Raw genomic sequence first — 16,714 nt, 5'->3', positions numbered from 1 at the left:
TCGGACGGGACTGTCCTGGGCAGGATCCCCGGTCGGGGCTGGGCCAAACGGGTTGAGCGGGCGTCAGAACCGGGTATCACCAGGGCGCGGAACGCACGCCTGAGGGGCAGTCATGCAGCAGCACTGGTACACCGGCCCACTCGCTTCCTTCGACACCGAGACGACCGGCGTGGACGTGGAGACCGATCGGATCGTCTCGGCCGCCCTGGTCGTCCAACTCGCCCCGGACGCACCGGCGCAGACCACCACCTGGCTCGCCGATCCGGGCGTGCCGATCCCGGACGGCGCCCGGGCGGTGCACGGCATCACCGACGAGCAGGTCCGGGCGTACGGCCGGCCGGCCCGGGTGGTGGTGGCGGAGGTCACCCGCGCGCTGGCGGCCCAGGCGCGGGCCGGCCGCCCGGTGGTGGTGATGAACGCGCCCTACGATCTGACGCTGCTGGACCGGGAGTTGCGCCGCCACCACGGACTGACGCTCAGTGCCGGACTGGCCGGGGCCGGGCTGGTGGTGCTGGATCCGCGGGTGCTGGACAAGCACGTGGACCGCTACCGCAAGGGCCGCCGGACACTGACCGACCTGTGCGCCCACTACGGGGTGGACCTCACCGGGGCGCACGACGCGGCGGCGGACGCGACGGCGGCCATGTCGCTGATCCGGCGGATAGGGGCCCGCTACCCGGCAGCGCTCGGCGGGCTGTCGGCGGCGGAGCTGCACCTGCGGCAGGCGGTCTGGCACGCGGCGCAGGCCCGCGGGCTGCAGGCCTGGTTCGACCGCTCGGGGACCCCGGAGCGGGTGGACGCGTCCTGGCCGCTGCGGCCGGCCCGGTGCGTCTGCGGCCGCCGACTGGAACCCGAACACGGTTGCGAGGCGGCCGCCTAGCCGCCCCCGGGAAACGCCGCAGGCCCTGACCGGTTTCCTGGTCAGGGCCTGCGTGCTGTCCGGGTGGGCGATACTGGGATCGAACCAGTGACCCCTTCGGTGTGAACGAAGTGCTCTCCCGCTGAGCTAATCGCCCGGGCAACGAGAAGAACTGTAGCACCATTCGGGGGCAGTCGTACAACTCGCTCTTCCGGGGTACGGCCGACGGATCCACAGAACTCGCGCTCCGCAGGGAAGGTGACTGTGCCTCAGCCGGATTTGCGGCCGGCACTTCGGGCGGGATTCCGGAAATGCATGTGAGGCCCAGCCGATAATCGACTGGGCCTCACATATCACAATGCATTCCGGTGGGCGATACTGGGATCGAACCAGTGACCCCTTCGGTGTGAACGAAGTGCTCTCCCGCTGAGCTAATCGCCCGGGTGCAGGGAAAACATTACCGCATCCCGGAGGGTGCTCCGAACACCCCGCCCACCGGCAGCCCCGCCCCGGGCGCCCCAGGGCCCCGAGCCGCACCTCCGCCGCCCGCACCCTCCTCCGTTCCCCTCCGCGCGCACGACTCGTCGGGCCACGGCCACTCCATCCGCGCCCCCGCTCCCGGCCCCGCGGCACCCCGCACGGGCCGGGCGGACGCCGAGGTGCGCGCCGACCCGGAATCCGGCCGAGAAGAACCGCCGGTAATGCCCCAGGCGGGTACTCCGCGACGATTCCGCAATGCGCCGTAAGGGGTACGACTCGCGCCCGAATCGGGACAGAGGGGTTTACATCGGTCTTGGGGGTGGGATGGTCCGTTCGCCGACGTGCGATTCCCCGAGCGCACACTGAGCGAAAGGCCATGGCGCTTATGAACACCACGGTCAGCTGCGAGCTGCACCTGCGCCTCATCGTGTCCAGCGAGTCCTCACTGCCCGTCCCCGCGGGCCTGCGCTACGACACCGCCGACCCCTACGCCGTGCACGCCACGTTCCACACGGGCGCCGACGAGACCGTGGAGTGGGTGTTCGCCCGAGATCTCCTCGCGGAGGGGCTGCATCGACCCACCGGTACCGGCGACGTCCGGGTGTGGCCGTCGCGCAGCCACGGGCAAGGGGTGGTCTGCATCGCACTGAGCTCTCCGGAAGGAGAAGCCCTGCTGGAGGCCCCGGCCCGGGCGCTTGAGTCGTTCCTCAAGCGGACGGACGCCGCGGTGCCCCCCGGCACCGAACACCGTCACTTCGACCTCGACCGGGAGCTGTCCCACATCCTCGCCGAAAGCTGACCCCGACCGTAGACGGTCCAGCCCCGCTGTCGGCGGGGCCGTACTTCCTGCCGTCATCGCAGCCGTCCTACTCGGGGGCACGGCAGCAGACTCAGCCGCGCACGACGCGGCCTCGGGGTCCGGTGAACGGTCCGCTCCCACCGGAGCGGGGCCGCAGCACCGCAGGCGCCCGGCAGCCAGGCCGGCCATCCGTACGGGTGGCCGGCCTCGCTGCCGGGCGCCGTCGTCGTTCCGCTTTGGGACACTCTGACGGGATCCGTACAGGCCTTCGAACGAACGCGCCGCCCTTATGCCGCAAGGGCCGGTATGGTCTGGGGTAACCGTGGACGCGGGGTACCGGAGTCCCCTGCGCGAGGAGTCCCAACGTGCTGATCACCCATGACACCGAGTGCGCGCTGAGCATCCTCGTCGACCTGCTCAACACCGCACCCGAGGTGTGCGGCGACGAGCGGCTGCCCGACGTCGCCGCGCTGGACGCCTTCGTGGTCCGCCAGGAGATCAGCGAGATCGACTCGCTCACCGAGGACGACCTGCACCAGGTGCAGGAGCTGCGCACCCGGCTGCGCGAGGTCTTCGGGACGGAGTCCACCGAAGAGGCCGCCGAGCTGGTCAACGCGATCGTCGCGGCAGCCGGGACGACGCCCCGGCTGGTCAACCACGACCACCACGACTGGCACATCCACTACTTCGCGCCGCACGCCGCGATCGGCACCCACCTCGCGGCCGAGCTGGGCATGGCGCTGGCCTTCATCCTGATGGCGGGCGAACGGGAGCGGCTGCGCCGGTGCGAGGCGCCGGACTGCGCGCGGGTCTTCGTGGACCTCTCCCGGAACCGCTCGCGGCGCTACTGCGACAGCCGCACCTGCGGCAACCGGCTGCACGTGGCCGCCTACCGGGCACGGCAGCGGTCGGCGGAGACCGTCCCCTCCGCCTGACGCACCCGCCGCGCGGCTCAGATGCCGCGCTTGCGGAGGATCTCCTCGATGTCGGCGAAGTCGCCGAGGCCGTCGTCCCGCTTGCCCGTCTGCTGCTTCCCGGGTGCCTCGGGTGCCTGGGCGACCGCCGGGCGCTCGGGAGCCGGTCCGGCGGCGGCCGGACGATCCGGCGAGCCCTCCACCGCGCCGCGGCGGCCCACCCAGCGGGTGGTGACCAGCAGGGCGGCGGAGACGCCGAGCAGCACGATGCCGACCCACACCCGGGGGTCGAAGACCAGCTTGGCCGCCCAGTCGGCGAACTCCCGGCCGATCGTGCTCGCCAGCGGGAACAGTCCGGTCAGGTAGAGCCCGGCGGGCAGCAGGGCCACCGCGAACCAGCGGGTCGCCGATAGGAAGCGCCGACGCCGGGTCCGTAGGCCCGCGACGGCCACGCCACCGGCCGTGAGCAGGAAACTGATCGCCGCGGTCAGCACGAGTGGGCCCCTTCGCTTCCGATCGTCCTGGTCATCGGTGCCTCCCTGTCGGTCCTGGCGGTCCGCCCTCGGGCGCACCGCCGGGCGGGGGCGGGCACCCACTAGTGGAACACTGGGGGAATGATCGATGGTTCCCTCCCCCGCCTCGAGTTCTGGTGCGACCTCCAGTGCCCGGACTGCCGCACCGCGCTGGACGACGTACGGGCGCTGCGCGCGCAGTACGGCGACGCACTGTCCGTGGAGCTGCGGCACTTCCCGCTCGAGAAGCACAAGCACGCCTACGCCGCGGCGGAGGCGGCCGAGGAGGCGTTCGACCAGGGGCTGGGGTGGCCGTTCGTGGAGGCGCTGCTGGCCCGGGTCGAGGAGCTGGACGCGCGGGGGCAGCAGGTGCTGCTGGAGGTGGCCCGGGAGGTCGGGGCGGACGTCGAGGAGGTCGACACCGCGCTGATCGACGGCCGGCACATGCTGACCGTGGACGCCGACCAGGCCGAGGGCAAGGCGATCGGGGTCACCGGCACGCCGACGTACGTGATCGGCGGGGAGCGGCTGGACGGCGGGAAGAGCCAGCAGGGGCTGCGCGAGCGGATCGTCGCCGTGATCGAGGCGGCGAGGGCTTCCTGACCCGCTCGCCCTGCTGACGGCTCGTCAACTCCTCACAGCTGCTTGCCGTAGCAGCGATTGACGATCCGGTAGCCGAGCGAGGCGTAGAGGCGCAGGGCGACCTCGTTGCCGGAGAAGACGTTCAGACCGAGTTCGCGCACCCCGGCGGCCAGGCACTCCTGTTCGGCGAGCAGCATCAGGGTGCGACCGTGTCCCCGGCCCCGGTGGGCCGGGGACACCTCGACCACCATGACCCAGGCGAGCGGGGTGCCGTCCGGCAGGTCGCGGAGGTGGAGGTCCAGCCAGAGCGAGCCGAGCGTCTCCGGTGCACCGTCGGCGCCGTACAGCCGGCGCAGGGCGACGCCCGGGGTGTCGGCGCCCTGCTGGAGCATGTTCTGGTGGTCCAGGCGCGATTTGGCGCGGGCCTGCTCCTCGCTGAGGCCGGAGCCCATGAGCGAGGCGACGTAGTTCTCCGCCGCCCGGTCGAGCCAGGCCGGGAGCTCCGTGGCGGCGATCGGGCGGGCGGTGACGCCGGCGGGCAGGGCCGGCGCGGTGGTCAGGCTCTTGCCCAGGTTCCGCATCCGCTCGGTGTAGCCCAGGGTGGCGGCGAGGCTGCGGGCGATCGGCGCCGACTCGGGGACGACGACGTCCACCCGGGTGCAGCCCCAGTTGCGCAGCACCTCCTCCGCGGCCAGCGCACCGAATGTGCCGCGGCCCCGGCCGCGCCCCTCGGTGATCTCCAACTCCGATATCTCACCCCAGAGTTGGTGGCCGTGGCGAGCGGAGGTGGTGCGCAGCGCGCCGACCTGGTGGCCGTTGGCCAGGATGCGCCAGCGTCTGGTGCGGCCGCCGGCCGTGGTGGGTGTCTCCGGGCCCTCGGGGCGCAGCGTGGTGGTCATGTGATGCCTCCAAATCCCCCACCGCGAGGGATCACCGTTCGTGATACGTTGGTCACGCATAGTCGGAGCAAATAGCCGGCTGGCCTACCGCCGGGCTGGCGGGAAGTCAGGTCTGTGGAGCTGATGTAAGACCGATGGGCGGCACACCGTCCCTCCGCTGGTAGCCCCAGGCCGGCAATCGGCTGTGAAGCAGAAAGCCCGACCCGCGAGGTCGGAGTCCTCCGGCTTCGGCCGAAGGACGATGTCAAGTCGTGGTCCCTTCCCCGCCCGCCCCGAGCATTATTCACGGGGCGGGGATCACGGGTCGAGGTCGTCGCCGCTGCGCTCGGTGAAGACCGTCATGGCCTTGGCGGTGACCGGGCCGGTGCCGGGCAGTTCGCGGTCGTCGACGCGGGTGACGGCCTGGACGTCGCGGGTGGTGGAGGTCAGGAAGATCTCCTCGGCGTCCTGCAGGGCGCTGAGCGGGAGGTCGGTCTCCTCGGCGCCGCACCAGTCGATGACCAGCTGCCGGGTGATGCCGGCCAGGCAACCGGAGGAGAGGGCGGGGGTGAGCAGGCGGCCGCCGATGACCACGAAGACATTGGAGCCGGTGCCCTCGCAGAGCCGGCCGGCGGTGTTGGCGAACACGGCCTCGGAGGCGCCGACGCGGTGGGCGGCGGCGAGGGCGACGACGTTCTCGGCGTAGGAGGTGGTCTTGAGGCCGGCGACGGCGCTGTGCTCGTTGCGGCGCCAGGGGACGACGGCGACGGCGGTCTCGTCGGGACGGCGGTTGATGGCGCCGAGGGCGACGACCAGGGTGGGGCCGGTGGTGCCGCGCTCGGAGCCGAGCGGGGCGTTGCCGCCGGTGTAGGTGACGCGCAGGCGGCCGAGCGGCACCGGGTTGGCGGCGAGGACCTGGGCGCAGGCCTCGCGGACCAGGTCGTGGTCGGGGTCGGGCAGGCCGAGGCCGCGGGCGGAGCGGGTGAGCCGGTCGAGGTGGCGGGTGACCGCGAAGGCCCTGCCGTCAACCGCCTTCATGGTCTCGAAGACGCCGTCGCCGGTGGTGAGGCCGTGGTCGAGGACCGAGACGGCGGCGTCGGCGGAGTCGACGAGGGTGCCGTTGACCCAGCTCGTGGTGCGGTTGTGCATCGAGGGCTGCTCCTAGGCGCGGTGCGGCTCGTGGTCGGTGCCGGGGTGACTGCCGGTTTCGCTGTCGGTGTGACCGCCGGTCTCGCTGCCCGACGCTATCGCGACCAGGCGGGCGGCCTTGAGTTCGGTCTCCGCCCATTCGCGCTCGGGGTCGGAGCCCCAGGTGATGCCGGCGCCGGTGCCGAAGCGCAGGACGGGTGCCCGCGGATCCTGCCGGTCGAGCCAGAAGGTGCGGATGCCGACGGCGAGTTCGCCTTCGCCGCGGTCGGCGTCGACCCAGCCGACGGCACCGCAGTAGGGGCCGCGGGGGGCGGTCTCCAGGGCGTCGATGATCCGCAGCGCGCTGGACTTGGGGGCGCCGGTGACCGAGCCGGGCGGGAAGGTGGCGGTGAGCAGTTCGGGCCAGCCGGCGCCGTCGCGCAGGGTGCCCTCGACGGTGGAGACCAGGTGGACCAGGCCGGGGTGCTTCTCGACGACGCAGAGGTCGGGGACGGTGACGCTGCCGGTCTCGCAGACCCGGCCGAGGTCGTTGCGGACCAGGTCGACGATCATCACGTTCTCGGCGTGGTCCTTGTCGAGCAGGTCGTCCTCGGTGCGGCCGGTGCCCTTGATCGGGCCGGAGGAGACCGTGCGTCCGGCGCGGTGGAGGTAGAGCTCGGGGGAGGCGGTGGCGATCTCGACGCCGTGCTCGGGCAGCCGGATGGTGCCGGCGTAGGGGGCCGGGTTTCCGTGGGCGAGGAGACCGGTGAGCGCGTCGATGTCGCTGCGGTCGGGGTCGGGCAGCGGCGCGGACAGCACGCGGCAGAGGTTGGCCTGGTAGACCTCGCCGGCGGCTATGTGCTCGCGGATGCGGCGCACGCCCGCGGTGTAGGCGGCGCGGTCCAGGGAGCTGTGCCAGCTGCCGGCGTCCGGTCCGCGCCAGCCGGCGCCCGCGGGCGGGGCCGGGGCGGGGCGGACGTCGTCGAAGCGGGCGCAGGTCAGCCGGCCCTCGAAGTCGTGGGCGACGGCCCAGTAGCCGGAGGATTCGAGCGCGGCCGGGTCCGAGGTGACGTCCCGCAGTCCGGTGGCCACGCGGCCTCCGAAGCGGGCGAGTGGGGTGCGGGGGTCGGGGTGGCCGGACACGGTTCTCCTGCGCGGTCGTGCTGGGGGCGGCGGTGCCTGAAGTGTAGGTCGGGGGGGTACGGCCCCGGTCGGGCCCGCTGATCGTCCGGGAGCGCCGCAGGTGGCGGTCCGGTGACCGGCCGGAAGGGCTGACGGGACGGCACCCGGCGGGCATCCCCTCGGCACGCTGCGGGAACGGATTTTTAGCTGGCCCGGGAATCCGCTAGAGTTCAACACGTCGCCGGGGAGCGCAGCCGAAGAAAAGCGGTGAAGATCCCGGGAGACAGGCGGACGTGGCTCAGTTGGTAGAGCATCACCTTGCCAAGGTGAGGGTCGCGAGTTCGAATCTCGTCGTCCGCTCGATGGAGAACAGTGTAAGATCGTTCTTCATGTGTTGCCTGGTGGAGTGGCCGAGAGGCGAGGCAACGGCCTGCAAAGCCGTGTACACGGGTTCAAATCCCGTCTCCACCTCCAAGAGGCTCTCCCGGTCCTGCCGGGAGACCTCCCCGCGCGATTAGCTCAGCGGGAGAGCACTACCTTGACACGGTAGGGGTCACTGGTTCAATCCCAGTATCGCGCACGTCGGACCCCTCGGGGTCTGCTGCAGGAACGCCTCACCAGGCGCGATTAGCTCAGCGGGAGAGCACTACCTTGACACGGTAGGGGTCACTGGTTCAATCCCAGTATCGCGCACAGTAACAGGCCCTTCGAGGCCTGCTGCACAACCGCCACACCAGGCGCGATTAGCTCAGCGGGAGAGCACTACCTTGACACGGTAGGGGTCGCTGGTTCAATCCCAGTATCGCGCACAGTAACGGTCCCCTCGGGGTCTGCTGCAGGAACGCCTCACCAGGCGCGATTAGCTCAGCGGGAGAGCACTACCTTGACACGGTAGGGGTCACTGGTTCAATCCCAGTATCGCGCACAGTAACGGCCGAGGCCGCGATCCGTCAGGGTCGCGGCCTCGGCCGTTTCGTCGTTTCCTCGTTCCGGCGTTTCGCCGGAGTTCGGAGACCGGTGGAGTTCGGAGAAGAGAAGAGCCGCGTACGGTCGCCCTCACCGACGTCCGTACGCGGCGTCTCCGCCTGCCGGGGCACTCTGCGCACCGCTCTCGCCCGTCCGCGTGTCATCGCGGGCGCGGTCTCCCCGGCGGCACTGCTCCCCGTCCCCAGGGGATCAGTGCCCGTTCTGGTGTTCTTCTTTCTGCGGCCGTGAGCCTGGTGGCCTTGGGGCCTGGTGGCCTCCTGGCCTCAGCGGCCGATCAGATCGGCCAGGGCTTCGGCCTGGTTCGCCAGCTGCTCCCACCCGCCGAACAGCAGCACCAGGAGCACGGCGCACGGCAGGGCCATGGCCAGCGCGACGGCGGGGTGCCGGGTCGGCTGCTCGGCGGACTGGGGCTGGGTGAAGGCCGGACGACGGCGGCGGGTGGTGGTGCCCGTCTGCTGCGTTGCCATGGCCTTGCTCCTGATCCGGTCGAGTTGGCGCGGTGAACGGCTTACCTCGGGGGACGAGCTCCCCGTCCACCGCTGAGCACAACGCTATTGGTCAGGGGGCCGTCCGGGCGTCATGCCGTCGTACTGTTCCTCGGGCATCCCGGAGGATGACGCTCAGACTCAAGGCGTACTACCGCAGGGGGAGGGACGACTCACCCGGCCCCCGGGGGAACCCTGAGGGGCAACCCCGAGAAACGATTCGGCATCTCTGTGACCTGCAGCTCAGCGCACGATCCGACGATCGCACGGTGGCTTGAGGTGTTGCGTATCAGCACACCGCAGCGGGCAGTCCGTAAGCTGTGCCGGACAGGAACTGACGATGCCCCAACCGACGGGGCCTCACCACGGGCTGACGGGGAACGAGACATGGCGATGATGCGGCTGAGGCGTGAGGACCCCCGCATCGTCGGGCCGTACCGCCTGCACCGGCGACTCGGGGCCGGCGGCATGGGCGTGGTCTACCTCGGCTCCGACCGCCGGGGACAGCGCGTCGCCCTCAAGCTGATCCGCGCCGAACTCGCCGAGGACCAGGAGTTCCGCACCCGCTTCGCCCGCGAGATCGCCGCCGCCTCCCGGATCCGCGGCGGCTGCACCGCCCGGGTCGTCGGCTCCGACATCGAGGCCGACCGCCCCTGGCTCGCCACCGCGTACGTCCCCGGGCCGTCCCTCTACAAGCAGGTCGGCGACGAGGGGCCGCTCAGCTGGCCGGAGGCCGCCCGGATCGGGGCCGCGCTGGCCGACGGGCTGGTCAAGGTGCACGAGGCCGGGGTCGTCCACCGCGACCTCAAGCCCTCCAACATCCTGCTCTCGCCGCGCGGGCCGCGGATCATCGACTTCGGCATCGCGTGGTCGCGCGGCGCCAGCACCCTCACTCACGTCGGCACCGCGGTCGGCTCCCCCGGCTTCCTCGCGCCCGAGCAGGTGCGCGGCGCCGCCGTCACCCCGGCCACGGACGTCTTCGCCTTCGGGGCCACCCTCGCCTACGCGCTCACCGGGGACACCCCGTTCGGATCCGGGGCGTCCTCCGAGGTGATGCTCTACCGGGTCGTCCACGAGGAGCCCGACCTGTCGGCCGTACCGCCCCAGCTCGCCCCGCTGATCCGGGCCTGCCTGGCCAAGGAGCCCGCCGAGCGGCCCGGCGCGGCCGCGCTGCACGAGCGGCTCAGCGAGCTGGCGGCACGCGGGGCCGCGACCGATGGCGGCGGACGCGCGGCACGGCGGGGCCCGGCCCCGGCCGCCGCCTCTGCCGCACCCGCCGCACCCGCCCCGTCCGCCGGTGCTCCGCGAGCGCCGCACCAGGACGGCGTCGGACGGCAGGGCGTTCCGGCTCCCGGGCGCTCGCCCGAACCGGCCGCGCCGGCGGCGCGGGCCCGGGCCGCGGCGGGTCGTCCGGGCGGGCAGGCGCCGGGAGCGTCGGCGCGGCGCCCGCAGGGCGCCCCGGCCCCCCGGCCCGAGGCGACGCCGGTCACCCGTCCGCTGCGGGACCGCCCGCACACTCCCCCACCCGCCCGGCCGCGGCCCCGGGACCGCCAGCACACCCCCGCGCCCGGCGGGCGGCCCGGTACGGCGCGGCAGCGGCTGTTGCGGCAACGGCTGGTGGTCTTCGTCACCGTGACGATCGGCGTCGCGCTGGCCATCGCCGCGGCGCAGGGCTGCGAGAACCGGAGCAACCAGGGAGCGCGGCCGGTGGTCGGGCAGACCGCGACGGCCCTCGGCGGGGGCGGCGGTGAACAGGCGGTGCCCGGGACCTCGGCGGACGTCGCACCGCAGGCCTCGGCGGCCCCGGTCCCGGCAGCCGCGCGCGGCACCGCGGACAGTGCGTTGGCGCCCGCGCAGGGGCCGGGGCCCGTGGTCGACTGGCCCAACCGCAGCTACCCCGACTGGGCCGGCGGGACCGCCGTCACACTGAAGGACGGGCACTCGGTCGGTAACGGGCCGCAGATCGCGCTGAGTGCGGTGCTGCCGACCCGGTACAAGGGCCAGCCGGCCACGGTCATCGTGCTGCGGCGAACGGAGGGGTCGGCGCCGGTCGACCTCGTCCAGCTCTACACCTTCACCGGGGACACCCCGGTCGCCACCGCCTCCCGCACCTCCACCGCCGACCCGCAGGCCACCGCCGCCTGGCGCCTGGACAGCAGCGCCGTCGTCCGCGAGGAACGCGTGGCCGCCACCGGCGCGGTCACCTCCACCCGCTACACCGTGCGCTCCGACGGCACCCTCGACGAGTCCTGGCCCGGCGCCGGCGCCTCCGGCGGCGCTCCCCCGGCCGCCGCCCCGGCCCCACCGACCGCCCCGACGGGCTGAACCGGGTCAACTTCTCCGCGTGGGTCCGTGGCTCACTGCGTTCCCCCGTACGAATCGTCCGCCCGCGCGGAACGGAGGACGTCGGCCGCGAGTGCAGGAAGTCGGGACGCTGCGATGCCGGCACGACAGGCGTTGCTCGGGAAGCCGAGCGGGCCCGGAGGCCGGACTCGTCGAGCAGCGACGAGCGCACAGTTGAGAAGCGCTGGAGGAAACCCGACGGATGCTCGATCGGCCGACTTCTGACGCGCGCGGTCGCGGGAAGGGCTGACGCCGCAGGATGCGAGGTCGGCCTGGCAGGCCCGGCCCCAGGTGCCTGGGGGCGGCGTCGAGTTGGGCCGACGTCCTGTGCAGGGGCCCGGCTGACGCCGCAGGAGCGGAGGTGGGTTGGGCGGTGGAGGGCCGGGCCTGAGCGCGGGGGCGGGACAGCGGCTGGCGCAGGAAGTCGCGCGGGTCGACTTCCTGTGCAGGGGCCGGGCTGACGGCGCGGGGGCGGAGGGGCGGGGGCAGGTCGGTGGGCGGGGTGAGGTGGGGATTAAGGGGTGGTGACGGCGTAGAAGGCTACGGCGGCGGCGGCACCGACGTTGAGGGAGTCGATGCCGTGGGCCATGGGGATGCGGACGGGGTGGTGGGCGGCGGCGATGGCGCGGGGGGTCAGGCCCTCGCCTTCGGCGCCGAGGAGGAGGGCGGTCTTGGGGAGGGTGTGGGGGGCGAGGGTCGCGAGGTCGACGGCGGTGTCGGCGGGGGTGAGGGCGAGGAGGGTGAAGCCGGCGTCGCGGACGGTGTCGAGGGCGGTGGGCCAGGGGTCGAGGCGGGCGTAGGGGACCGCGAAGACGGCGCCCATGGAGACCTTGACGGCGCGGCGGTAGAGCGGGTCGGCGCAGTCGGGTGAGAGCAGGACGGCGTCCATGCCGAGGGCCGCGGCGCTGCGGAAGATGGCGCCGAGGTTGGTGTGGTCGACCAGGCCTTCCAGGACGGCGACCCGGCGGGCTCCGGCGAGCAGGTCGGCGGCGTCGGGGAGCGGCTTGCGTTCCATCGAGGCGAGGGCGCCGCGGTGGACGTGGTAACCGGTGACGGCTTCGGCGAGTGCGGGTTCGACCACGTGGACGGGGGCGTCGGCGGCGGCGATGACGTCGGACATCACGTCCAGCCACTTGGCGGTCAGCAGCATCGACCGCATCCGGTAGCCGGCGGAGAGGGCGCGGCGGATGACCTTCTCGCCCTCGGCGATGAACAGGCCCTCGGCGGGTTCCCGGCGGCGGCGCAGTTCGACGTCGGTGAGGCCGGTGTAGTCGGCGAGGCGGGGGTCGGCCGGGTCGGTGATGGTGCTGGGTTCGGACACCCTGCGATCTTGCCAAGCGGGGGCGGGGAAGGCCAAACGGCCCAGGGGACGGGGTGGTCCCGGGCTGGCCGGAGTGTAAACATGACCGTATGGCCCGAAATCCGGGCCGATCCTGGGCTCCGTCGGCCTCTGGTGCCACCGGCGACGCCGGCTCCTTCGGTGGGCGCCCACACGGTCGGCAACAGCTGCCACGCGCGAAACGGCCGCGACCGGTACGGCACCGGTCGCTGGCCGGGCAGGTGTTCGCGCTCCAGATCCTGATCGTGCTGCTGCTGGTGGCGGGGGCCGCGGTGGCGCTCGTGGTGCAGTCGCACAACGACGCCGACCGCGAGGCCCGCAACCGGTCGGTGGCGGTCGCCCAGTCCTTCGCCGACTCGCCGGGCATGGTGGACGCGCTGCGCTCCCCCGACCCGACCGCGATCCTGCAGCCGAAGGCGCAGTCGGCGCGGATCGCCTCGGGCGTGGACTTCATCGTGGTGCTGAACAACCAGGGCATCCGCTACACCCACCCCAACCCGGCCCGGATCGGCCAGAAGTTCGTCGGCACGTACGAGCCCGCGCTGCACGGCCAGGTGGTGACCCAGCACCTCAGCGGCACGGTCGGCCCGCTGGTGCAGGCGGTGGTCCCGGTGTACGCACCGGACGGCTCGGTGGTCGGGCTGGTCTCGGCGGGGGTCACCCTGAACAACGTGTCCACCGCGAGCGAGCGTCAGCTGCCGGTGGTCCTGGGCGCGGCCGCGGGGGCGATCGGCCTGGCCACGCTGGGCACGGCGCTGATCAGCCGTCGGCTGCGGCGGCAGACCCACGGGCTGGGCCCGGTCGAGATGACCCGGATGTACGAGCACCACGCGGCGGTGCTGCACGCGGTGCGCGAGGGCGTGATGATCGTCGGCGGGGACGGACGGCTGCTGCTCTGCAACGACGAGGCGCGCCGACTGCTGAACCTGCCGCCGGACGCCGAGGGCCGTCCGGTGACCGAGCTGGGTCTGGAGCCCGCCCCGCTGGAGCTGCTGACCGCCGACCGTCCGGTGACCGACGAGGTGATGCTGGCCGGGGAGCGGCTGCTGGCGGTGAACGTCCGGCTGACCGACCAGGACGGCGGTCCGCCCGGCTGCGTCGCCACGCTGCGCGACTCCACCGAGCTGATGGCGCTGACCGGCCGGGCCGAGGGCGCGCAGCGACGGCTGCGGCTGCTGTACGACGCGGGCATGACGGTGGGCAGCACGCTGGACGTCACCTGGACTGCTGAGGAGCTGGCGCAGGTCGCGGTGCCACGGTTCGCGGACTTCGTCACGGTGGACCTCGCCGAGCAGGTGTTGGCCGGTGACGAACCGCCGCAGGGCACCTCGCTGGGCCGGATGCGACGGGCGGCCCTCGCCGGGACCAGGGGCAGCGGCCCGTTCCACCCGGTGGGCACCGCCCTGGACGTGGTGCCCGACACCCCGCTGGCCCGGGCGCTGCACAGCGGTGCGTCCCGGCTGGAGCCGCGGCTGGCCGAGGCGTGGGGCTGGCGGGACCAGGATCCCGAGGGGGCGGAGCAGGCGCTGGCGTACGGGGTGCACTCGCTGGTGCGGGTGCCGCTGCGGGCGCGCGGGGTGCTCCTGGGGGTGGCCCGGTTCTGGCGGGCGGAGCGGCCGGAGCCGTTCGAGCCGGAGGACCTGACGCTGGCCGAGGAGTTGGTGGCGCACGCGGCGGTGTGCATCGACAACGCCCGCCGGTACACCCGCGAGCACGTGATGGCGGTGACCCTGCAGCACAGCCTGCTGCCGCGCAGCCTGCCGGAGCAGAACGCGCTGGAGGTGGCGCACCGCTACCTGCCGGCCCAGGCCGGGGTGGGCGGGGACTGGTTCGACGTGATCCCGCTGCCGGGTGCGCGGGTGGCGCTGGTGGTCGGTGACGTGGTCGGCCACGGGCTGCACGCGGCGGCGACGATGGGACGGCTGCGGACGGCGATCCACAACTTCTCGACGCTCGACCTGCCGCCGGACGAGCTGCTCGGCCACCTGGACGAACTGGTGAACCGGATCGACCAGGAGGAGGCGGGCGGCGGCGAGAGCGGGACGCTGACCGGGGCGACCTGCCTGTACGCGATCTACGACCCGGTGTCGCGGCGCTGCACGCTGGCCAGCGCCGGGCATCCGCCGCCGGCCGTGGTGGACCCGCAGGGCCGGGTGACGTTCCCTGAGGTGCCGACCGGGCCGCCGCTCGGGCTGGCGGTCCTGCCCTTCGAGACGGCCGAGGTGGAGCTGGCCGAGGGCAGTCGGCTGGTGCTGTACACGGACGGGCTGGTGGAGGACCGCGAGCGGGACATCGACGAGGGGCTGGCGCTGCTGCGGGAGGCGCTCGGCGGGCCGCCGCGCACGCCGGAGCAGACCTGCGCGGACGTGCTCGTGACGATGCTGCCGGCGCATCCCCAGGACGACATCGCGCTGCTGGTCGCGGAGACCAGGGTGCTGACGCCGGACCAGGTCGCGCAGTGGGACGTGCCCGCCGACCCGGCGGCGGTGGGGGCCGTACGGGCGCAGGTGGCGGAGCGGCTGGCGGACTGGGGGCTGGACGAGGCCGTGTTCGTCACCGAGCTGATCCTGAGCGAGCTGGTGACCAACGCGATCCGGTACGGCTCCGGGCCGATCCGGGTGCGGCTGCTGCGCGACCGCGCGCTGATCTGCGAGGTGTCGGACGGCAGCAGCACCTCGCCGCACCTGCGGTACGCGGCGACCGAGGACGAGGGCGGACGCGGGCTGTTCCTGGTCGCGCAGTTCGCCGACCGCTGGGGGACGCGCTACACGGCGACCGGGAAGGTCATCTGGACGGAGCAGCCGTTGGAGTAGGGCGTGTCCGCAAGCTCCCGTCGTTCGCCCGGAGGCGGGAGCTTGCGGACACGCCCTGGGGAAGTCGGACCGGCCGACTTCCCGCTCCGCAAACCACTCAGCGCCGGAAGGCGGCGGCCAGCACGTTCACCACGTCGCCGACCACGATCACCGCCGGGGGCTTGACGGCCTCGGCCTCGACCACGGTGGCTACGGTGCCCAGGGTGGCATCCACCCGGCGCTGGGCGGCGGTGGTGCCCTCCTGGACGATGGCGACCGGGGTGTCGGCGGGACGGCCGTGCTCGACCAGTTTGGCGGCGATCGCGCCGATCTTGTCCACGGCCATCAGCAGCACCAGGGTGCCGCTCATGCCCGCGACGGCCTGCCAGTTGGTGACCGAGCGCGGGTCGTCCGGGCCGACGTGGCCGGAGACCACGGTGAACTCCTGGGTCAGCCCGCGGTGGGTGACCGGGATGCCGGCCGTCTCCGGGACGCTGATCGAGCTGGAGATGCCGGGCACCACGGTGACCGGGATGCCGGCCTCGGCGCAGGCCAGCAGCTCCTCGCCGCCGCGGCCGAAGACGTACGGGTCGCCGCCCTTGAGCCGGACCACGAACTTGCCGGCCTGGGCGTGCTCGATCAGCGCCCGGTTGATCGCCTCCTGGGCCATCTGACGGCCGTACGGGATCTTCGAGGCGTCGATCACCTCGACGTGCTCGGGCAGCTCGGCGAGCAGCTCGCGCGGGGCGAGGCGGTCGGCGACCACCACGTCGGCGTCGGCGAGCAGGCGGCGGCCGCGCACGGTGATCAGGTCCGGGTCGCCGGGGCCGCCGCCGACCAGGGCGACGCCGGCGCCGTGCGAGCGGTACGAGCGGGTGGCCAGCGAGCCGTCCCGCAGGCCGCCGACGATGGCGTCGCGCAGGGCGGCGGAGTGCCGCGGGTCGCCGGTGAGGACGGCGACGGTGGCGCCGGCGTCGCGGCCGCTGGCCGGGGTCCAGGCGGTGGCGGCGGAGGCGTCGTCGCTGCGGGAGCAGAACACCCGCTCGCGCTCGGCCTCGGCGCTGACCGCCGCGTTGACCGCCGGGTCGTCGCTGCTGACCAGCACGTACCAGGCACCGGCGAGGTCGCCGTCCTGGTAGGGGCGGGCGTGCCAGGTCAGCTCGCCCGCGTCGGCCATGGCCTGGACGGCCGGGGTGGTGGCCGGGGATATCAGGTGCAGGTCGGCGCCGGAGTCGATCAGGGCCGGCAGCCGCCGCTGTGCGACCTGGCCGCCGCCGACCACCACGACGCGGCGGCCGGCCAGCAGCAGGCCGACCGGGTAGGGGGTACGGCCCTCGGTGCTGGGGTGCGGGGTGGGCGCGCTCATCGGCGGTGCTCCTGATCGGGGGTGAGGGTGTGGGGCGGTGCGGTGGTACGCCGCCCGGCCGGCCGGGTGGCGGTACGCCGCTCCGCGGGCCGGCGCGCCCTCGGGCCGGCCCGCGGAGCGGTGAGCAG

At 73.4% G+C, this 16,714-nt stretch carries 12 protein-coding genes, 8 tRNA genes and 1 pseudogene; 12 read left to right on the top strand and 9 right to left on the bottom strand.

Annotated elements, in window-relative coordinates:
* The first annotated feature begins 112 nt into the window (after positions 1–112).
* Complete coding sequence (locus O1G21_RS31075) at positions 113–880, top strand: exonuclease domain-containing protein (protein ID WP_270148322.1); 768 nt, start codon at positions 113–115, stop codon at positions 878–880.
* A 64-nt stretch (positions 881–944) separates the two neighbouring features.
* Here the strand turns inward: O1G21_RS31075 and O1G21_RS31070 are convergent.
* Positions 945–1,016: transfer RNA gene (locus O1G21_RS31070), tRNA-Val, on the bottom strand.
* A gap of 212 nt (positions 1,017–1,228) precedes the next feature.
* Positions 1,229–1,300, bottom strand: a tRNA-Val gene (locus tag O1G21_RS31065).
* A gap of 424 nt (positions 1,301–1,724) precedes the next feature.
* Here O1G21_RS31065 and O1G21_RS31060 point away from each other — a divergent pair.
* Positions 1,725–2,138, top strand: coding sequence for an SsgA family sporulation/cell division regulator (locus O1G21_RS31060; RefSeq protein WP_030056266.1), 414 nt, complete (start codon positions 1,725–1,727; stop codon positions 2,136–2,138).
* Between the two features lie 365 nt (positions 2,139–2,503).
* A complete protein-coding gene (locus tag O1G21_RS31055) occupies positions 2,504–3,073 on the top strand; it encodes a CGNR zinc finger domain-containing protein (protein ID WP_270148320.1) in 570 nt (189 codons plus the stop codon).
* A gap of 17 nt (positions 3,074–3,090) precedes the next feature.
* Here O1G21_RS31055 and O1G21_RS31050 read toward each other — a convergent pair whose 3' ends face one another.
* Positions 3,091–3,546 carry a hypothetical protein gene (locus tag O1G21_RS31050; RefSeq protein WP_270148319.1) on the bottom strand — a complete coding sequence of 152 codons (456 nt, stop codon included), beginning with the start codon at positions 3,544–3,546 and terminating at the stop codon, positions 3,091–3,093.
* A 120-nt stretch (positions 3,547–3,666) separates the two neighbouring features.
* On the opposite strand from O1G21_RS31050, the gene O1G21_RS31045 reads away from it, so the two are divergent.
* Positions 3,667–4,167: a DsbA family protein gene (locus tag O1G21_RS31045; protein ID WP_270148317.1), complete on the top strand. Its 501-nt coding sequence runs from the start codon at positions 3,667–3,669 to the stop codon at positions 4,165–4,167.
* Positions 4,168–4,199: 32 nt separating this feature from the next.
* Here O1G21_RS31045 and O1G21_RS31040 read toward each other — a convergent pair whose 3' ends face one another.
* The 3 genes from O1G21_RS31040 to O1G21_RS31030 form a co-directional block, all read right to left on the bottom strand.
* Positions 4,200–5,045, bottom strand: coding sequence for a GNAT family N-acetyltransferase (locus tag O1G21_RS31040; protein WP_270148316.1), 846 nt, complete (start codon positions 5,043–5,045; stop codon positions 4,200–4,202).
* A gap of 297 nt (positions 5,046–5,342) precedes the next feature.
* Complete coding sequence (locus O1G21_RS31035; RefSeq protein WP_270148315.1) at positions 5,343–6,173, bottom strand: aminotransferase class IV; 831 nt, start codon at positions 6,171–6,173, stop codon at positions 5,343–5,345.
* 12 nt (positions 6,174–6,185) lie between these two features.
* A complete protein-coding gene (locus tag O1G21_RS31030; RefSeq protein ID WP_270148314.1) occupies positions 6,186–7,295 on the bottom strand; it encodes a chorismate-binding protein in 1,110 nt (369 codons plus the stop codon).
* A gap of 266 nt (positions 7,296–7,561) precedes the next feature.
* Between O1G21_RS31030 and O1G21_RS31025 the strand changes: the two genes are divergently transcribed.
* The 6 genes from O1G21_RS31025 to O1G21_RS31000 all read left to right on the top strand — a co-directional run bounded on the left by O1G21_RS31025 (position 7,562) and on the right by O1G21_RS31000 (position 8,199).
* A tRNA-Gly gene (locus O1G21_RS31025) sits at positions 7,562–7,634 on the top strand.
* A 40-nt stretch (positions 7,635–7,674) separates the two neighbouring features.
* Positions 7,675–7,748 (top strand) — tRNA-Cys (locus O1G21_RS31020).
* A gap of 34 nt (positions 7,749–7,782) precedes the next feature.
* A tRNA-Val gene (locus tag O1G21_RS31015) sits at positions 7,783–7,854 on the top strand.
* A 41-nt stretch (positions 7,855–7,895) separates the two neighbouring features.
* Positions 7,896–7,967: transfer RNA gene (locus O1G21_RS31010), tRNA-Val, on the top strand.
* 44 nt (positions 7,968–8,011) lie between these two features.
* A tRNA-Val gene (locus O1G21_RS31005) sits at positions 8,012–8,083 on the top strand.
* A gap of 44 nt (positions 8,084–8,127) precedes the next feature.
* Positions 8,128–8,199: transfer RNA gene (locus O1G21_RS31000), tRNA-Val, on the top strand.
* A gap of 325 nt (positions 8,200–8,524) precedes the next feature.
* Here O1G21_RS31000 and O1G21_RS30995 read toward each other — a convergent pair.
* The gene (locus tag O1G21_RS30995; RefSeq protein WP_270148313.1) at positions 8,525–8,728 is read right to left on the bottom strand and encodes a hypothetical protein; all 204 of its coding nucleotides are present in this window, start codon (positions 8,726–8,728) and stop codon (positions 8,525–8,527) included.
* Between the two features lie 405 nt (positions 8,729–9,133).
* Between O1G21_RS30995 and O1G21_RS30990 the strand changes: the two are divergent.
* Positions 9,134–10,387, top strand: a pseudogene (locus tag O1G21_RS30990) (serine/threonine-protein kinase); the annotation flags it as partial.
* A gap of 1,216 nt (positions 10,388–11,603) precedes the next feature.
* Here O1G21_RS30990 and O1G21_RS30985 read toward each other — a convergent pair.
* Complete coding sequence (locus O1G21_RS30985) at positions 11,604–12,410, bottom strand: TrmH family RNA methyltransferase (RefSeq protein WP_270148312.1); 807 nt, start codon at positions 12,408–12,410, stop codon at positions 11,604–11,606.
* A gap of 89 nt (positions 12,411–12,499) precedes the next feature.
* Between O1G21_RS30985 and O1G21_RS30980 the strand changes: the two genes are divergently transcribed.
* On the top strand, positions 12,500–15,241 hold the full coding sequence (locus O1G21_RS30980; RefSeq protein ID WP_270148311.1) for a SpoIIE family protein phosphatase/ATP-binding protein: 2,742 nt from the start codon (positions 12,500–12,502) through the stop codon (positions 15,239–15,241).
* Positions 15,242–15,338: 97 nt separating this feature from the next.
* Here O1G21_RS30980 and cobA read toward each other — a convergent pair whose 3' ends face one another.
* The gene (gene cobA / locus O1G21_RS30975) at positions 15,339–16,586 is read right to left on the bottom strand and encodes a uroporphyrinogen-III C-methyltransferase (RefSeq protein ID WP_270148310.1); all 1,248 of its coding nucleotides are present in this window, start codon (positions 16,584–16,586) and stop codon (positions 15,339–15,341) included.
* Positions 16,587–16,714: the final 128 nt, after the last annotated feature.

Origin of the sequence: Kitasatospora cathayae, assembly GCF_027627435.1 — a bacterium.
GTDB classification, from domain to species: Bacteria; Actinomycetota; Actinomycetes; order Streptomycetales; family Streptomycetaceae; genus Kitasatospora; species Kitasatospora cathayae.
This window is presented reverse-complemented; position numbering and strand designations above follow the sequence as displayed.

Excerpts from the sequence above, each read along its gene's own strand:
- O1G21_RS31075 (WP_270148322.1), top strand. The coding sequence starts at position 113 with ATGCAGCAGCACTGGTACACCGGCCCACTCGCTTCCTTCGACACCGAG.
- O1G21_RS31060 (WP_030056266.1), top strand. The coding sequence starts at position 1,725 with ATGAACACCACGGTCAGCTGCGAGCTGCACCTGCGCCTCATCGTGTCC.
- O1G21_RS31045 (WP_270148317.1), top strand. The coding sequence starts at position 3,667 with ATGATCGATGGTTCCCTCCCCCGCCTCGAGTTCTGGTGCGACCTCCAG.
- O1G21_RS31040 (WP_270148316.1), bottom strand. The coding sequence starts at position 5,045 with ATGACCACCACGCTGCGCCCCGAGGGCCCGGAGACACCCACCACGGCC.
- O1G21_RS31035 (WP_270148315.1), bottom strand. The coding sequence starts at position 6,173 with ATGCACAACCGCACCACGAGCTGGGTCAACGGCACCCTCGTCGACTCC.
- O1G21_RS30995 (WP_270148313.1), bottom strand. The coding sequence starts at position 8,728 with ATGGCAACGCAGCAGACGGGCACCACCACCCGCCGCCGTCGTCCGGCC.
- O1G21_RS30980 (WP_270148311.1), top strand. The coding sequence starts at position 12,500 with ATGGCCCGAAATCCGGGCCGATCCTGGGCTCCGTCGGCCTCTGGTGCC.
- cobA (WP_270148310.1), bottom strand. The coding sequence starts at position 16,586 with ATGAGCGCGCCCACCCCGCACCCCAGCACCGAGGGCCGTACCCCCTAC.